This window comes from Shewanella sp. N2AIL, from assembly GCF_022690845.1.
GTDB lineage: Bacteria > Pseudomonadota > Gammaproteobacteria > Enterobacterales > Shewanellaceae > Shewanella > Shewanella baltica.
Genome location: NZ_JALBYT010000001.1, coordinates 271,506 through 287,330 on the forward strand (window position 1 = coordinate 271,506; position 15,825 = coordinate 287,330).

The window sequence follows — 15,825 nt, forward strand, 5'->3', positions numbered from 1 at the left end:
TAATCTGATACTCGAACGAACGTTAATTACTGTCTTGCGAGTCTGTGGCTTTCGCCAGGTTGCTCGAAGTCACTGCGATACGGGTTGATATCTAAACCGCCGCGGCGCGTGTAGCGGGCGTAAACGGTCAATTTAGTGCAATGACAGAAACGCTTCAAATCGACAAAAATCCGCTCGACACATTGCTCGTGGAACTCGTTATGTTGGCGGAAAGAAATCAAATAGCGCAGTAGTTTCTCGCGATCGATTTTAGGCCCTTGATAACGGATCATCACGCTGCCCCAGTCGGGTTGCGAAGTGATCAAACAGTTGGATTTCAGCAGGTTTGAATTAAGCGTTTCCGCAACCGTTTGCTTATCGTCCGTGCTGTTTTCCAAGTAATCAGGATTAAAACTATAATCGCTGACTTCAATATCGAGATCGTCAATACACGTGCCTGGTAACTCGATAATACGCTGAATGCCAAAGCTTTTTGGTTCGATGATTTTAACGCTAATATCACCTTGAGCACATTGACTTAAGTCTGCTACTAAGGTCTTTTGCAGTGAATCTATGCTATCGAACTTGGTTTGATTAAAGCTATTGAGATACAGTTTGAACGATTTCGACTCAATCAGGTTCAGGCTTTCATAGCTTAAATGAAATTCAGCTATGGCCACCATAGGCTTACCTTTAGCATTTAACCAAGACAGCTCATAACCCGTCCAGATATCGGCACCATGAAACGGTAACGTCCCAGTGAGTGCAATAGCATTACGGTTTAGTGAGCGTGGAACCCCTTGCAGCAGCGACGCATCATACTCGGCTTGATAGTCTGTGGCTTTACCTAAAGTCAGGCCAACAAGCGCTTGCGCATCACTATAGGGATCGTGATTCTGTGTCATCAATACTGTTTCCATGTCAAAATAGGCGCACATTATACCTGAAATTGGATTGTGCTTAAGTGTCTTGTCTGCCTGCACTCGATAAATTTTTGCAAAACTACCATCAAGCTTACCTAACGAGTTTAGGTGAACTACCGCGTTATTACCCACAGGGTGAGGCTTCTGTGTGTATTCAAGGCGAATTTCATGCTGATCTTGATCAAGCCGTTTCTTGGCAGCCGGTTAAACGCGAAGTCGAAGGCAGTTTTGCCAATGTTGAGCATGCGCTTGAGTTGACTTTATGGCCAGAAATCAATCATTTTTACGGTCAGTATTTTTCTGCGCCTTTATTGTTCGACTCAGAATGGGGCACGGGTGAGTTACTGCAAGTGTGGAATGAGGATGATTTTACCTGCCTGCAACAAAACCTGATCGGTCATCTGATGATGAAGAAAAAACTCAAGCAGCCACCGACGTGGTTTATCGGTTTGTTAGATGAGGGCGATAAAATGCTCACCATCAACAACAGTGATGGCAGCGTGTGGATAGAGCTTCCCGGTGAGATCCCCACCCAGCAACTGTCGCCAAGTTTAGCGGAATTTATTGGGGCGTTATCACCACGGATAGCACCGCCCGTTAAACATGAAGAACTGCCTATGCCCGCATTAGAACATCCGGGGATTTTTGCCAGCTTTAAACGTATGTGGCAAAACCTCTTCGGTAAACGCTAGTTGGCGGGAGCTTGACGCTATCTTGCGGCGAGCTCTTAGCCTTCAACCACGTTTAGCCAGAGTGTGAACGCTCTACCACACTGAGTTTGAGCGTGAACGCTCAACCTAAGCATGGCTGATTCTTAGGTTGAGGTCTTTGGCGGGATAAAATGATGTTACTGATGATCCCAAGACAGATTCGATACTATGCGGCAAGGCTCGCAGCGAAAGTGGAACATATCCAATAAAGGTTCATCGAGTTTCCAATCATGACTACCACAGCGTGGACAAGGCCGCGCTTTTTCTGAGGCTAAATCTTGGCCACCGACGCGGTATAAGTAGTAATAAGTCGGGATTTTAGTGAGATATTCGATACGGCCGCGCAAATCCCAACCTCTGCGAAATAAATCACTGTCTGGACTTGATAATTCCTCAAGTGCGGCAAATTCTGCTTTGGTGGCCGCCGCCATTTGTAACTCGTCACACGCTTGCCATTCGGTCTGCCAACGGATAATGCGTTTGTGATCGCCATTAAAGGTTGCTGGGAGTCGATATAAAGGAATGGGCAATAGATTATCGCCGCTGCGCAGGGGCGAGCACATGTGTACAAAGCTGGTATACAGCAGTTGCCAGCTCGGTGTGTCGGTATTGCTGACCTCAGAATTAATGTCCTGACCGATAAACTTTTCCCGCGGCGCGAGTAGCTTAGCGTCGGTTAACTCTGCTAAGGCTTTTTTAACCCAAGGGCTGTGATATTTATGCGCTAAACTGCTTTTCTCTGGCATCAGTAAACGCACTCTAAACTCACCGTCATTAAAGGCGACCGCAAATTCTCGCCCTAAGATTTGGCCATTAGCTCGATAGGCTTCGAGGAGTTGATTAATGGCTTTTTCGGCGGCAGAGATAGTGGTGTCGGCGAAGCATTCGAAGCGCAGTTCAGTGACAAACATTAAGCGGTTTTTCCTTGGGATTCTAATAAGTTGATGCGTTGTTTTAGTTCAAGCAGTTCATTTTTTAATTGCATGATTTCTGCTTTTTGCTGCTCAGCATGACGCTCAAAATGCGTCTGTTGTATCTGCAGACGCTCGGCAAGCAGCGCAAGCGTCAAGGTATCGTTAGTTGCAGCGGCTTCGATTGTCGGGCTGATGGCTTGTAACTCTGCTAAACGCTCACGATCCGCCTTAGGCATAGATTTAAATTGCTGTAAGCCTTGGATCAATATCGGTAAAGGTAGGCTGCTACCTAAACGGGTTTTTATTAAGGCAAGGCTCGGTACTTTACCGCAGGCTTCGAGCGAACGTGCAGCCGCTAATACTTGGTCAAGTGGACTCATAATTAGCAAAATTCCTTAATTTGTTGAATGAGTTAAACCCATCTCAAAAGAACGTGTAAGTTTTTTCATTTAAAAACAGTGTGTTGTCATTTGGCATCTATTTTGCCTATTGTCCTGCCTAAATCGCTTTTTCAAGCAACAATAATAATCACACAGGATGTCACATGATTAACCATAAATTGAATAACAAACTTATCGCCATCACTTTTTTAGGGCTTGCAAGCTTAGGTCTTAGCGGCTGTGTGGTCAATGTCGGTGATGGCGAATCGGGTTGGGATAGCAGCGCATCATGGGAGAAAGTGCAGGATAAAAACCGCACGAACTTAACAAAACTGAGTTTAGGGATGCCCAAAGACCAATTGATGATCTTAATGGGCACCGCTGATTTTAGTGAAGCCTACATTCAACAAAGTGCTCAACAAGGTGAATCTAATAAAGAAGTCTTAGTGTTGTTTTATCGTACCCAGCGCAATAATGGCGATGGAAAAACCACTAAGGACGAATGCACACCTATCGTGCTGAGCAACAATGCCTTAGTGGGTTGGGGTGAAACGGCTTACAGTAAAATTTAACCCTGCGAGTTTTATAGCTTACGTAGCTGAGTATCGAGTTGCTCAATGGGCTCAGTCCAGAGGGCATCAGCTTCTAGGCCTTCGATGATAAAGCTCTTTTGAGCTGGGGTCCAAAAGGGCGCTTGGCTTAGATGGATGTGATGGTCGATATCATGGGTTGCAATAAATTGCGCTATGGCCTCATCGCTACTGTCTAAACCGAGTTGCTCGAATAAGTGGCTTAGGTCTACTGGAGTTGTATCCATCATTGTTTCCTTTTCAGTATAGTGCCTTCGTTTAGAGTAAGCGCCTGATTGAAAAATGCAATCTATGATTAAAATTTGCACTTTTCCGTTTCCTTGGTAAATTAATTGTTACTCATAAAAAGTGTGAGCTAAGTCAAGGAATACTAATAATGGACAATGAAACCTTGGAAGACTGCCGTGCAGTCTATTTGACCGCGGAAGACTTACGCATTGCCGCCTCTATCCTCTATAACGCTTACCATGATGACCCTTTTTTTGTCGATTCACTTTTTACCTCAGATAAAGCCGCTTACGAGCAAAAACTGCGCGCCGCGATCCGCGAAGAACTCAATACGTTATGGCAACAAAAACAAGCACTCATAGGTTTGTTCGACCATGAAAGACTGGTTGGTTTAGCCTGTGTGGTAACGCAAGAAGTGCCTTTGGGAGAAGGGCGTTACTGGCATTGGCGCTTAAAGATGTTGTTAGGTACTGGCTGGCAATCGACCCAAGCGTTGATGAAAAAAGAGTCCAGTATTGTCGAACTCTTACCCAGTAAGCACTGCGGTATTTTGCAGTTTATCGCCCTTGCACCGAACGAGCAGCACAAAGGACTCGGACATAAGTTAGTGCAAGCGGTAGTGAGTTGGTGTGATGAGCAGCCGGATTTGGATGGCATTGGTGTGTTTGTCGCTCAAGAGAGCCATCTGCAGTTATTTACCCAGCATGACTTTGTCTCTTTAGGCGAGCTCAATATCGGCAGTGTCCATGGTCAGTTATTATTCTATTCGGTTCAACAAGATGACTCACTCTTATAAACGGTTCGCCGATTTCTATCCTTTCTATTTATCCCAACACCAGCACCCGACTTGCCGGCAATTACACTTTGTTGGCAGTTGCTTAGTCCTGCTGCTGATTGGCATTGCCTTGGTTTCACAAGCTTGGTGGCTATGTTGGTTTATTCCGGTCGTTGGCTACGGTTTTGCGTGGGTGGGACACTTAGTATTTGAGAAGAATCGACCCGCGACATTTCAGTATCCCTTTTACAGTTTAATGGCTGATTGGGTGATGTTTGCTCAGATGATCAGCGGCTTTTTTAAGCGTTAAAAAAGCCGTCCGAGTGAGATGCCCATGCCCGTGTGAGAGATCGCTTACAAACGCTGTAGGACATAATGTTTTATTTTTGATTGTTTTTTGTTCTGTTGCGTTTAATTTTAATTATAATCATTAACTTATAATTATTTACCTTCTGTTCAACTGTAATTTATTTTGTAGTCCGTTCTTTGAGCCGAACAAAAAAGTTGCGGTTAACGTAGAATTCACTCATGGCCAAAGCAAATGGATAGCAAGGAAAGCGAAACAGGCCAAAGGGACGCAAGAAGCAACGAATTAAGATTTCAAGGTTGAAATCGCTGACGGTAGGAAAACTGTCATTCGCCTCGGATAGGCTAAGGAAAAGCAGGATTGCTTTTCAAGGATGATTAGGGACAGTGAGTTGTATCGTCAGGATGATGAATTTCAGGAAGAATACAGGACACGCTTAAGGATTAAGCATGAACTCGAAACAGGATGTGTCGAGATAAGGATAAAGTATAAGGGTGAACAGCTTGTACTAATCTATGGAAAATAAATTTTGCAGGATGCAATAGGAATACGTCATAGGAAGTGACAGGCTCTGTAAAAAGGATTTACAGGTCAAGGGACTGAGTGTTATCTCACGTAAGTTTGATACACAGGGACGAAAAGGGATTACAGGGACGACGCAGGACGCAAGCAGACGCATGGATGGTGCAGGGAGCACAAATCGAGCAGGACGGCTTACAAAGGATAAATGGGGCGCACTTTAGTTGCGCCCTTTTCTTTGGTTCATTTTCAGCATTAATCTGGCTTTGCCAAGCTATAACGCTATTCACACAGACTTTATCTTAACTCTGCTTAAAGACTTCTCACCGTAAAGCATGTTCACCAGTCCTACTTCTCTTATTGCCCAATGATTTACTCTCTGTGTTGTCTGTGTTCTGGTCATGCGCCGAATGCTTGTCGAATTTTGAGCGATAGCGGTTTATGCATAAGTCCTCAGGGGAGACATCTAGCGTTTTGCTTACTTTTGATTCGAATTGCCATCTTCCGTGTAAGAGATCTCCTACAAGTATGTAAGTAATTTGTAGGTTCAAAGGATGGTTATGTCTTGGGGGTTGTTATTATTTATATTCATATCAGTAGGTTAACCTGTTTGTTATCAGTTGAGCTCACCATTTTTGTTAACATTTTAAATAATCCACAATGAGTACTTTCGTTGGTTGGCGTAGAATTCATCTTGTAGAAGGAATTGCGGGCAACAGGATGTTGGCGATCAGGATGATCGAACAGTGACTAAGGAATGTGACTTAAGGAAAGATAGGGATATAGGCCTTTCAGGATGAAAGAGAGCCAATACCAAGGAAGGGAGACTATCAAGGATTGATAGACTCATTGCATAGGATTGCAATGGCACAGGGAGTGCAATTGAATGGATGCAATACCCGTTTCATGGATGATGATGGAACCGCTCAGGAAAGAGCAAGCTTGGGACTGGATGACCAAGAGATAGGGAAGTACATGAGTACAAGGACCTCAAGGATTGAGCAGGGATGAAGCAGGACGCAGATTGACGCATGGATGGTGCAGGGAGCACAAAAATAGCGGGATAGCTTAACAGAGAATAGGAGGGCGTGGCTTTAGGGCCGCGCCCTTTCTTTTTTAACTTTTACAGTGAGTTATTTTGTAGCACCAGAGAATGACTGATTATTCTCAATTCTGGCTCACATTTTATTTGAGCCAACATTGTCGATAAAAGCTTAATGGCATTTGCCTGAGTTACAACCACTTTGCGTACCACACCCGCCAAACTTACCCTGTGACGTCGGCGCTTCATGCCATTCGGGCTCTGGGAAGATAGGCCATTCAATCTTTTGAATTTTCTTGCCTTGCATCCAAATATGGCCACGGTATTGGTTAATGCCGTCGGTGCTGAATTCAAATAAATATTTCGCCTTCCAGCAGATCCCCGTCGTGCCGCCAATGCTAGGGCGGGCAGTTTCCATAGCAATGGCTAACAGTTGCACTTTTTGTCGCCAACATTCTTTTTCGGCAAAAATACGGCTCAACTCTGCCATTTGGCGTAGTTGCCAAAAGAATGCGGCAATCACGACGAGGCCAATAATTAACAGTAAATCTGACATCATTTGCTAGCTGCCTTAAACAAACCACCTATGGCTTGTGATAGTTGAACACTTCGATTGGGATTTCTTAATTCGCCTAGTAGTTGATTGCGCAAACTAGGAATTGCCACAATATCAGCAAAGACCTGATTAAAAAAGGCTTGGGGCTGCAGTGCGAGGGCTTCTAAGTAAAGACTGCGACTTGAATCTTGTTTTAATACCGACCAGTTACGTCCGGCAATGCTGATGAGGGCATTGGTATCTAAAGAGGATTGGCCGTGTAGATGCGCAAACGCTTTTTGGCTGTGTTTGGCGCTAGAAGCCAAAGCGCGAAGGAAATAGGCTTGGTGTTCTGGCGCTGCGTCTTGAAGTTTCGCGAGAATCTTATCGGCGAGAGTGTCGCTAATCAGTAAGTGTTCAAGACATTGGCATAGGGCGATTTGCACTTCAATGGCGGCTGTATTAAAACTCGATACCAAGTGCTGCTCATGATCAAATTCTTTTGCGCGTACACACACATCGGCTATGCCTTGCATCCCAATATGTTGCCATTGTGATGGGGCAACTTGGCCTGACAGATATTGCACGGCAAACTCGTATTGTGATGAAGCGCGTTGGCCAAGTTGTTTACGAACGAGTGCGTTAAATACGGCCAGTTTTTCCTGGCTTGGCTTGAAATTAAAGGGGTTATTTGCGAGTCGTTCTTGCTGCTCATCACTGAGCGGCTGAGTGGGATCTTGCCCTAGTGCCGCTAATATCATTTCGATAAATTGTGAGCGAGGCGCGGGCGACAGTAATCCTTGCTCATCTAACGCCAGTTTTAGAAACCAAATAAAGTGCTGCTGGCTAGCATCCCAAAAGACAATAGCAAATTGTGCATGCCCTTGAATGGGATAAGGATAAGGGGCTGACAGAGATTCGATTTGGTGAAACGCGAGCATATCAATATGTTGCACCCTACGGCCAAGATCATACACTTGGAACTGGGTTTTGGCTGTGGTTAAAAACTGGCTTAAAGTTGTAATTTCAGTCATTTGGCTGCCATATCAATCAAAGAGGCTCAATAAATTGGCGCCATTATAGGGGGAAGTGCGTCTGGATGGTATGATTGCGGCACTTTAATCGACCTATTCGGCCAGTGAATTGTGGGAAGTTTTCGAATCACACAGGGCTAATATGAGAATGGATCTGAAAGCTATGTTATACAGTCAAACCCAAGCTAAATTGGCTCAGATTACTCACGCGCTGCAAGCGGCCGAGTTGTGGTCTGAGCAAGCGCCTTCTGCCGCAGCAATGGCAAGCACAGCACCTTTTGCCTGTGATCTTATGCCCCTTGAGCAGTGGCTGCAGTTTATTTTGCTGCCTAGAATGCAGACTTTAATCGAAACGGGTGCGCCATTGCCGACGCAAATTGCGATAGCCCCTATGGCTGAACATGTTTGGCAGGATATGCCCCCGCGCCAAGCTCTGATTGGCGTATTGAATGAATTGGATATGTTGTTAAATGAATCAAGATGATATCTGGCTTGAAACGCCTGAAAATACACTGAATGCAACCCAAGAGGATGATTCAGAAGAGCAGGCGCCTGAGATTGAAATTCTTTATGAAGATGCGCACTTAGTGGCAATTCATAAACCTGCTGGCTTATTGGTCCACCGCAGTTATTTAGCGCGTCGGGAGCGTTTTTTTGCCATGCAGCTAACCCGCGACTTAGTGGGCTGTCATGTATTTCCTGTACATCGTCTCGACAGGCCGACATCTGGCGTGCTTTTGTTTGCCAAGAGCAGTGAAGTCGCCAATGCACTGTGTGAGCAATTTGCTTCCCATACGATTGAAAAGCAATATTTGGCTTTAGTGCGCGGTAATATGCACGAGAGCGGTATTTTAGACTATGCGCTTAAGGTTGAGTTGGATGAATTGGGCGATAAGAATGCCGATCCCAACAAAGCGGCGCAAGAGGCTGTGACGGCGTATGAGCCGTTACTCAATACTGAAATTCCGTATCCGTCAGGCCGATATCCCGCTAGCCGATTTGCACTGGTACGCTTAAGCCCTAAAACGGGGCGTAAACATCAGCTCAGAAGACACATGGCGCATTTACGTCACCCTATTGTCGGTGATACCACCCATGGTGACGGTAAGCAAAATGCGTTTTTCCGCGAGCATTTTGGCATTAATCGCCTGTGGCTTATCGCGAAAAAGCTCAGCTTCACCCATCCTGTCACTCAAGTTCGGCTCAGCATAGAAACCGAGCTCGAGCCTGAGTGGGAAACCGTGTTTGCCGAGCTAGGTTGGGACGAGGCGACCTTGAGTCAACAGGCTGAGTTGTTAATCGCCACGGATGAAATACCAGCTGGAAATGCGTAACTCATGACCTTAACTCAGACAATCTCAACTGAGACAATCTGGACATAATTGGCCGTCAGCCAAGTGAGTGGCATCAAAAGTCATTCGCTTGGCTTGGTTATTGACACGAAAGCAGTCGAATCAAAACTATCGAACCCATAACAGTCGAATCAACACTGTTCAATTAAAACGGTTCAATTAAAACGGTTCAATTAAAACTGTCCAATCAAAATGAGTCTGGCGGTAATTAGTCGAGGCGTTGCGGTGTTTGTGCGGTTTGTGGACGCAATTCTTGCATCATGACGGCTAAGGTTGAGAATCCAGAGGTAGGTGCGAGTGGCGATGTGAGATTTTGCTGGGCGGAGTGGAAGTAATTTTTACGTCGAATATGGGTTGTTTTGTGGTGTTGCTTGAGGTGTTTTTGGCGGGTGGACTGTCGCATCAGATATTTCCTCATGCTCAATGACTTGATTTATAAAAATTTTGCGCCTTAGCTTGCCCATCCGCTGAACAATAAAGTAAGGTCAGCCTAATAAGGTTTGCAACGCAATGTGGAGTGTATCATGAAAAAGGTGAATCTGGTGTTTGGCACTGTCTATGGTAGTGCACAATTTGCCGCCGAAACCCTAGAGAAAGAAATGCAAGTTTTAGGTTATGATGTCACATTGTGGCAACCAAATGACGTCGCCAGCTTTATTCCTCCGCAGGATGAATTGTTAGTGGTGGTGACTTCTACGACGGGCCAAGGGGACTTACCCGAAGATATTCAGCCTTGGTATCATAATCTTAAAAATCTTGCGCCCTATTTGCCCGCGCTTAACTACAGTGTGATCGCACTGGGTGATTCAAGTTATGAAACTTTCTGCGGCGCCGGTAGGGCTGTAGATGTGCTCTTGAGTGAACTTGGCGCTAAACCACTTGTAGAATTATTAGAAATCGATGCCTGTGAAACCATGGAACCTGAGGTTGAAGCGATAAAATGGCTAGAACGCTGGAATCAAGTCGTCAAAACCGAGCTCGTCGCTTAGGCAGTTTCGTTACTCAGCAGTGGTTTAAATTTGCCCAGCGCTTAAGCCAAGCGCTGCTTATTCCTATTGCCATTTTACCTGCCGCTGGGGTCATGCTCGGCCTCACCGTTAGTCCTATTCCTTTTATGCCCGAAGAGCTGACAGTGTTGATGTTGGCGGTGGGCAAGCTCATTTTCGCCATCATGCCGATGTTATTTGCCGTGGCGGTCGCTATTGGCTTTTGCCGCGATCAAGGCATTGCCGCCTTTACGGCGGTGTTTGGTTATGGGGTGATGACGGCGACATTAGCCGCACTGGCCGATTTATATCGACTCCCAACCCAGCCTTTATTGGGGATGGATACCTTAGATACGGGGATTGCGGGTGGCATGATGCTCGGCGGTATTACTTGTCTTGCGGTGCGCTGGAGTCAATATATACGTTTGCCTGCGATTTTCTCCTTCTTTGAGGGACGCCGCAGTGCATCTTTGCTGATCATTCCCTTAGCGATGGGCTTAGGTTATGTACTCGCCCATGTGTGGCCACCCTTAGCGCTATTGATTGAGCGAGTATCTGACTGGGCGGTTTATCAAAAACCAGCCATTGCCTTTGGCGTGTATGGCGCATTAGAGCGGTTACTTATTCCCCTTGGGTTGCACCATATTTGGAATGCGCCTTTTTACTTAGAAGTGGGTCAATATCAGTTATTAGGGCATGAAGTCGTCCGTGGTGAGGTGGCGCGTTATTTAGCGGGCGATCCGCAGGCGGGAAACCTTGCCGGTGGTTATCTGATTAAAATGTGGGGATTACCTGCGGCGGCGCTGGCAATGTGGCGCTGCGCCGATCCTTCTGAGCGCAATCGCGTGGCGGGCATTATGCTCTCGGCGGGGGCGGCTAGTTGGTTAACAGGGGTGACTGAACCTATTGAATTTGCCTTTATGTTTGTGGCGCCAATCCTATTTATCATTCACGCCTTACTCACTGGGCTCGCTTATTTTGTCTGTATCATGCTCGATATTCACCACAGCATAGTGTTCTCCCAAGGGCTGGTGGACTTTACGTTATTATTTCCATTGTCCCGAAATGCCAGCTGGTTTATTTTCCTCGGGCCTTTGACCGCCATAATATATTACCTTTTGTTTAGGTTGAGTATTTTAGCTTTTAATTTGAAAACGCCCGGCAGGCTTGAGCTTAACGACAGTGACAGTAAAGGACCTAAAGAAAGTTTACGGGCGATTATTGCGGCGCTTGGTGGGCGTGACAATATCGTTGAACTCAATGCCTGTTTAACTCGGTTACGCTTGAGCGTACATAAGCCTGAGTTAGTCAATAAGGTGCGTTTGAGTCAGTTGGGTGCTAAGGGCGTGATCGTTATGGGCAAAGGTGTGCAGGTGGTTTATGGCACTAAGGCCGAAACCCTGCGTAAAGTATTGCAGCGTTACTTAGATACTCGCCGCTAGGATTGTATTTTTACAAAATTAACTGCTTAATTTTTACATTTTATTGATTCAAGCCTCTGAAATGTCATTTTTATTTTCGCATTATAGGATTTTCATGCTGTTCAGCACGATTTGCTATGGCAAACTCGATGTAGGGACAATATAGGAGATCCAACTTTGCAACAAATGACCGAAACTCGCGGTAATACTTCGCCATCCATAGAACGTAAAATCTTACTGACGGATTGCGCCGATGCCCAAGGCCTTATCGCCAAAATCACCAGTGTTTGTTTTACCCATAAACTGAACATCATTAAAAACAGTGAGTTTGTGGATAATGCCCAAGGGCGTTTCTTTATGCGAACTGAGTTAGAGGGCATTTTTAACAGCGAACAGTTATTGCAGGATCTGCGCGACGTGCTGCCTGCTAAGAATCACATGACCTTGGTCAGCGCTGGCAAGAAACGCATTGTGGTGTTAGTGACGAAAGAAGCGCACTGTTTAGGCGATCTGTTGATGAAAGCCTATTACGGTGGTTTAAGTGTCGAGATTGCCGCTGTGGTAGGCAACCATGACGCGCTGCGCGAACTGGCCGAAAAGTTTAACATTCCCTTTCATCTGGTGAGTCACGAAGGCTTAGACCGAATTCAACACGAGCAAGCACTGTTGGCTGCGGTATCTCAATACGAACCCGATTATTTAGTCTTGGCTAAGTACATGCGGGTATTAACGCCTGATTTTGTGGCGCAATATCCTAATCGCATCATCAACATTCACCATTCTTTCTTACCTGCTTTTATTGGCGCAGCACCTTATCGTCAGGCTTGGGAGCGCGGGGTGAAAATTATCGGTGCGACGGCGCATTTTGTGAATAATTGCCTCGATGAGGGGCCGATTATCAAGCAAGACGTGATTCCCGTCGATCACAGTTATAGCGCCTTAGAAATGGCGCGTGCAGGGCGCGATGTTGAAAAGAGTGTGCTGAGCAAAGCGCTGCAGTTAGTGCTTAACGAGCAAGTGGTCGTGTACGGCAATAAAACGATCGTCTTCTAAAGCGTAGGCAGTCGCGCTAAGGTAATGACAAGCGTAGCGATAACATGACATTCAGCTCAGCCTATTTTAATCAGCGTATGTCATGGGATCAGCTATCATTATGTTTATTGGAGATTTTATAGTGCTCACATTCGGGCGAATATCACGCTAAAGCGTGTCGCCCATGCTCTAATCAAAGACTGGAGTGCTGGATGTCAACTAGTCAAAGCCTTATCGTTGGAATGAAAGACTTGCCCGATAGTTTGAATTTGTCTTGGGCACAGCTTGATGAGCAATTTCGCGTGCTACGGATGAGCCAAGCCTTTTACAGCCGTTGTAAACGCTCGGCGGCGCAAATCATTAATCAACCCATTAGCCAACTGTTTAGTGCCTTTAATACCGAGTTGTGCGCCGATATCGTGAGGCGACGTGGGCAAGAGATAGGTTTTCAATTACAAGACCATCGAGGTATACGTGTGCATCTCGCGCTGCATTCTTTGCCTGAAATGGGATGGTATTTGATTCTATCCGACATCAATTTTGAAGATCCGCAGATGAAGGAGTTGCACTCGGATTATCGTCGAGCGATTCAAGCCAGCGATGCTTGGCTGCAACACATTGAAGATGTGATTAAATCCTCCCAAGAAGAAGTATTTAAAGTCGCCGTCTCCAAGGCGATGTCGCTTACGGGCAGTCGATATGGGTTTATTCTGCTGCATAACGAAAAGTCAAAAACACTCACGCTCGCGGCACGTTCAGACTATCCTCCCGCCGAGGTGAATCAAGCCGATTTCATCGAAGATAATACCCAAGTGTCTGAACTTGAAAGCCGCGTATGGCTCGAATGCGTACGAGATTATAAGCCGATCATCCAAAATCAAACCGACTCCCAAAGACGCTTAGGGGATTTGCCCTTAGATAAACTGTTACTTGCAGGGCGTTATTTGGCGGTGCCGATTTTGTTTCGCAGCCGCTTGGTCGGGATAGTGTGCGTGGTCGATCGTAACGAGCCCTATAGTCGCAATGATGCAAGATCATTACTCACCTTCGCCAGCATCCTATGGCACACTATCGAACTGCCACGCACATTACGGGCAGTCTCTCGCCAGTCCAAAATCATTAAATCGCAAAAAGAGCAGTTATCTCAGTCGTTAACCCAGCTTATTAGTGCCATTTCTGAGGCATTGGAACTAAAAGATGCCTATACCGCAGGGCATCAAAAGTCGGTGGCGCAATTAAGTTATTTGATTGGTGAGAAATTAGGCTTAGATCCCCAGCGCCTAGAAGGGCTTAAAATTGGTGCCTTAGTCCATGATATCGGCAAGTTGGCCATTCCATCGCAGATCTTGACCAAGCCTTCGAAGCTTTCGAAAGAAGAATACGCATTAATACAGACCCATCCACTCCATGGCGCTGAAATTATTGAGGATGTGGAGTTTCCATGGCCCATCAAAGAGATGATTTTACAGCATCATGAGCGGCTAGATGGCTCGGGCTATCCTGCGGGTTTAAAGGATAAGGCTATTTTATATGAGGCGAAAATTATTGCCGTCGCCGATGTTGCCGATTCAATATTATCCCACAGGCCCTATCGTCCATCCTTAGGGCTGGAGAAAATGACCGAAGTGCTGCGTGCGGGTAAAGGGACTCTGTTTGATCCTGAGATAGTCGAAACCTGTTTAGCGATTTTGATTAATCGTGAGTTGAGTATTAGCGATCATATTGGTGCCGCGCCCCTTGAACCTCTCGTCACGATTTCCCTCGACCATGAATTAGCCGACGTTAAGCGTTTGCTTACTGCTGCTCGCGCTAAGGTGGCTGTGGTATTAGATGAGCAACATAAGATAATTGGCGTGATCACTCATCAATTGCTGGAGCATTGGTTTAGCCCATTACTTGGCACAGCGGCTGAGCGTGAGCAGGATAGGGCATCTTTACATAAAAAAGCCCATCAGATCATGCAGCATTCGGTGCCTACCATCAGTGAGGTGGCGACATCGGAAGATGCCTTATTGCAGTTGAATCTTTTGGATTCAGAATATCTTGTGGTGATAAACAAAGCACAGCAGCCATTGGGGATTATCGGCTGGCGGGCCATTGCCATGACGAGAAATGCATTTCGTGAAGTTGAGCATTTGATTTAAGTGCCTTATTAAACATTTTATTTGTAAGCCTGATAATGACAGCGCAACTATAGGCTAAATTTTACCGACAATGAAAAAGATGCCCTCGGGCATCTTTTATGGAACTCATGTTATCGAACGAATACTGTTAATCAACAATACGCAGTAATTCGTTGATACCCACTTTACCGCGGGTTTTTGCATCCACTTTCTTAACGATAATGGCGGCATAGAGGCTGTACTTGCCACAGGCAGAGGGCAGGTTGCCAGAAACGACAACGGAACCTGCTGGTACACGACCATAATGCACTTCACCAGTTTCGCGATCATAAATTCGAGTGCTTTGGCCGATATACACGCCCATAGAAATCACTGAGCCTTCTTCAACCACAACGCCTTCAACAATCTCAGAACGTGCACCGATAAAGCAGTTATCTTCGATGATGGTTGGGCCCGCTTGTAATGGCTCAAGTACGCCACCAATACCCACGCCGCCAGATAAATGCACGTTTTTACCGATTTGTGCACATGAGCCAACGGTCGCCCAAGTGTCAACCATAGTGCCTTCATCAACATAGGCGCCTAAGTTCACATAGGATGGCATCAAGACGGTATTTTTACCGATGAATGAGCCTTTACGCACTGTAGCCGAAGGCACCACGCGAATGGCTTCCGCTTTAAAGCGAGCTTCATCATATTCGGCAAATTTTAACGGCACTTTGTCGAAGTATTTGGTTTCGGCGCCATCGATAACCACGTTATCGAAAATACGGAAGGACAGTAATACCGCCTTTTTCAGCCATTGGTGTACATGCCATTGTCCGTCGATTTTCTCGGCGACACGGACTTCACCTTTGTCGAGCATATTGATGACATTTTGCACATCGTCACGCACGCTGGCGTCAACTGTGCTTGGCGTGATGTCGGCGCGAGCTTCAAAAGCCGCCTCAATACGTTGGCGTAAAGCCTCCATTT

At 46.0% G+C, this 15,825-nt stretch carries 18 protein-coding genes; 10 read left to right on the forward strand and 8 right to left on the reverse strand.

The window, feature by feature from the left end; genetic code table 11:
- Nucleotides 1-26 precede the first annotated feature (26 nt).
- Nucleotides 27-884 (reverse strand): NADPH-dependent 7-cyano-7-deazaguanine reductase QueF, encoded by an 858-nt coding sequence (gene queF, locus MO387_RS01245; RefSeq protein ID WP_006080957.1) that lies wholly within the window; start codon nt 882-884, stop codon nt 27-29.
- Between the two features lie 59 nt (nt 885-943).
- On the opposite strand from queF, the gene syd reads away from it, so the two are divergent.
- Nucleotides 944-1,594, forward strand: a complete 651-nt coding sequence (gene syd / locus MO387_RS01250; RefSeq protein WP_012588141.1) for a SecY-interacting protein — start codon at nt 944-946, stop codon at nt 1,592-1,594.
- A 155-nt stretch (nt 1,595-1,749) separates the two neighbouring features.
- Here the strand turns inward: syd and MO387_RS01255 are convergent, their stop codons facing one another.
- Nucleotides 1,750-2,523 (reverse strand): Zn-ribbon-containing protein, encoded by a 774-nt coding sequence (locus MO387_RS01255; protein ID WP_107946949.1) that lies wholly within the window; start codon nt 2,521-2,523, stop codon nt 1,750-1,752.
- A complete protein-coding gene (locus tag MO387_RS01260; RefSeq protein WP_012588140.1) occupies nt 2,523-2,906 on the reverse strand; it encodes a hypothetical protein in 384 nt (127 codons plus the stop codon). The genes MO387_RS01255 and MO387_RS01260 overlap by 1 nt, the downstream gene beginning before the upstream one ends.
- Nucleotides 2,907-3,070: 164 nt before the next feature.
- Here MO387_RS01260 and MO387_RS01265 point away from each other — a divergent pair, with 164 nt between their 5' ends.
- Nucleotides 3,071-3,478 carry a DUF3192 domain-containing protein gene (locus MO387_RS01265; RefSeq protein WP_107946950.1) on the forward strand — a complete coding sequence of 136 codons (408 nt, stop codon included), beginning with the start codon at nt 3,071-3,073 and terminating at the stop codon, nt 3,476-3,478.
- Nucleotides 3,479-3,489: 11 nt separating this feature from the next.
- On the opposite strand, the gene MO387_RS01270 is transcribed toward MO387_RS01265, so the two are convergent.
- Entirely contained in the window at nt 3,490-3,723 is a 234-nt protein-coding gene (locus MO387_RS01270) for a DUF2789 domain-containing protein (RefSeq protein WP_012588139.1), read from the reverse strand.
- A gap of 149 nt (nt 3,724-3,872) precedes the next feature.
- Between MO387_RS01270 and MO387_RS01275 the strand changes: the two genes are divergently transcribed.
- Both MO387_RS01275 and MO387_RS01280 read left to right on the forward strand, forming a co-directional pair.
- Nucleotides 3,873-4,520 (forward strand): GNAT family N-acetyltransferase, encoded by a 648-nt coding sequence (locus MO387_RS01275; protein ID WP_006085234.1) that lies wholly within the window; start codon nt 3,873-3,875, stop codon nt 4,518-4,520.
- Nucleotides 4,504-4,809, forward strand: a complete 306-nt coding sequence (locus MO387_RS01280) for a DUF962 domain-containing protein (protein WP_063883247.1) — start codon at nt 4,504-4,506, stop codon at nt 4,807-4,809. Before MO387_RS01275 ends, MO387_RS01280 begins: the two co-directional genes overlap by 17 nt.
- A 1,730-nt stretch (nt 4,810-6,539) precedes the next feature.
- On the opposite strand, the gene MO387_RS01285 is transcribed toward MO387_RS01280, so the two are convergent.
- Both MO387_RS01285 and MO387_RS01290 read right to left on the reverse strand, forming a co-directional pair.
- Nucleotides 6,540-6,926 carry a DUF3301 domain-containing protein gene (locus MO387_RS01285; protein ID WP_105249728.1) on the reverse strand — a complete coding sequence of 129 codons (387 nt, stop codon included), beginning with the start codon at nt 6,924-6,926 and terminating at the stop codon, nt 6,540-6,542.
- On the reverse strand, nt 6,923-7,936 hold the full coding sequence (locus MO387_RS01290) for a DUF3549 family protein (RefSeq protein ID WP_107946951.1): 1,014 nt from the start codon (nt 7,934-7,936) through the stop codon (nt 6,923-6,925). The genes MO387_RS01285 and MO387_RS01290 overlap by 4 nt, the downstream gene beginning before the upstream one ends.
- A 163-nt stretch (nt 7,937-8,099) precedes the next feature.
- On the opposite strand from MO387_RS01290, the gene MO387_RS01295 reads away from it, so the two are divergent.
- Together MO387_RS01295 and truC are read left to right on the forward strand one after the other, a co-directional pair.
- A complete protein-coding gene (locus MO387_RS01295; RefSeq protein ID WP_107950168.1) occupies nt 8,100-8,420 on the forward strand; it encodes a YqcC family protein in 321 nt (106 codons plus the stop codon).
- Nucleotides 8,407-9,270 carry a tRNA pseudouridine(65) synthase TruC gene (gene truC / locus MO387_RS01300; RefSeq protein ID WP_107946952.1) on the forward strand — a complete coding sequence of 288 codons (864 nt, stop codon included), beginning with the start codon at nt 8,407-8,409 and terminating at the stop codon, nt 9,268-9,270. The genes MO387_RS01295 and truC overlap by 14 nt, the downstream gene beginning before the upstream one ends.
- A gap of 226 nt (nt 9,271-9,496) precedes the next feature.
- On the opposite strand, the gene MO387_RS01305 is transcribed toward truC, so the two are convergent.
- Nucleotides 9,497-9,691, reverse strand: coding sequence for a hypothetical protein (locus MO387_RS01305; protein WP_006080971.1), 195 nt, complete (start codon nt 9,689-9,691; stop codon nt 9,497-9,499).
- Nucleotides 9,692-9,812: 121 nt separating this feature from the next.
- Between MO387_RS01305 and MO387_RS01310 the strand changes: the two genes are divergently transcribed.
- The 4 genes from MO387_RS01310 (at nt 9,813) to MO387_RS01325 (ending at nt 14,871) form a co-directional block, all read left to right on the forward strand.
- On the forward strand, nt 9,813-10,277 hold the full coding sequence (locus MO387_RS01310; RefSeq protein WP_011846344.1) for a flavodoxin: 465 nt from the start codon (nt 9,813-9,815) through the stop codon (nt 10,275-10,277).
- Nucleotides 10,229-11,716 carry a PTS transporter subunit EIIC gene (locus tag MO387_RS01315; protein WP_107946953.1) on the forward strand — a complete coding sequence of 496 codons (1,488 nt, stop codon included), beginning with the start codon at nt 10,229-10,231 and terminating at the stop codon, nt 11,714-11,716. Before MO387_RS01310 ends, MO387_RS01315 begins: the two co-directional genes overlap by 49 nt.
- A 165-nt stretch (nt 11,717-11,881) precedes the next feature.
- A complete protein-coding gene (gene purU, locus MO387_RS01320) occupies nt 11,882-12,748 on the forward strand; it encodes a formyltetrahydrofolate deformylase (protein WP_012088721.1) in 867 nt (288 codons plus the stop codon).
- Nucleotides 12,749-12,939: 191 nt separating this feature from the next.
- On the forward strand, nt 12,940-14,871 hold the full coding sequence (locus MO387_RS01325; protein ID WP_107946954.1) for an HD domain-containing phosphohydrolase: 1,932 nt from the start codon (nt 12,940-12,942) through the stop codon (nt 14,869-14,871).
- 127 nt (nt 14,872-14,998) lie between these two features.
- Here MO387_RS01325 and dapD read toward each other — a convergent pair whose 3' ends face one another.
- Nucleotides 14,999-15,823 carry a 2,3,4,5-tetrahydropyridine-2,6-dicarboxylate N-succinyltransferase gene (gene dapD / locus MO387_RS01330; RefSeq protein ID WP_006080976.1) on the reverse strand — a complete coding sequence of 275 codons (825 nt, stop codon included), beginning with the start codon at nt 15,821-15,823 and terminating at the stop codon, nt 14,999-15,001.
- Between the last annotated feature and the right edge of the window lie 2 nt (nt 15,824-15,825).